Origin of the sequence: Gluconobacter sp. Gdi, assembly GCF_014132155.1 — a bacterium.
Taxonomy (GTDB): domain Bacteria; phylum Pseudomonadota; class Alphaproteobacteria; order Acetobacterales; family Acetobacteraceae; genus Gluconobacter.
On sequence record NZ_BLJQ01000056.1, the window covers coordinates 1 to 654 of the forward strand.

Sequence of the window (654 nt, forward strand, 5' to 3'; positions counted from 1 at the left end):
ACCTACAAGAAAGTGGCGCTGAACGCGCTCTGAGGACCTCATGCAAATCTGTGCTTTTGGCTACAGGAACCTTGTGCTCCTGGGCAGCCTGACGGCTGACCAGGCGGTGGCGGGTCTGCCGGTCTCCAATCTTCAGCTTCCCCAGGGAGCAGCGTCCCTCGGCTGGCGCAGTCCTGTCCTGACAGCCACCCTGACGCTGACCCTGTCGCAGGTCGAGACCCTGCGGGCGGTATCCGTTCACCGGACCAATCTGTCGGCGCAGGCCCGCTGGACTGTCGTGGTCTCGCGGGCGGGCGTGGAACAGGTCAGGACGTCCCAGCCGTGCCAGACGCTCAACGGTCAGGCCCTTCTGATTCTACCGTCCAGCGTCACGGGAGACACGGTCCAGGTGACGCTGGAAGATCCAGGCAATCCGGACGGGTATCTCTCGATCCCGCTGTGTTTCATCGGCGCTCTCTGGCAGCCGGTGCGCAATTACAGCACGTCCAGTACGGACAGCTGGGATTATGGGATCGATGAGACCACGTCGCTCTCGGGTGAGGAATTTCCACAGGCCCGCTGGAGCCGGCGCAAGCTGAGTATCGTCCATCAGTCCCTGGGCGATGTCGATCTGCCAGCCGTGCGGGCGATGGCGTCTGTCAGCGGCCAGGGCGG

1 protein-coding gene is annotated in these 654 nt (G+C 63.9%); it reads left to right on the forward strand.

The annotated features are described in order from the left end of the window. Window positions 1-40 precede the first annotated feature (40 nt). Window positions 41-654, forward strand: a 614-nt coding sequence (locus JN414_RS16425; RefSeq protein WP_202208878.1) for a hypothetical protein, incomplete at its 3' end; no start/stop codon positions are given.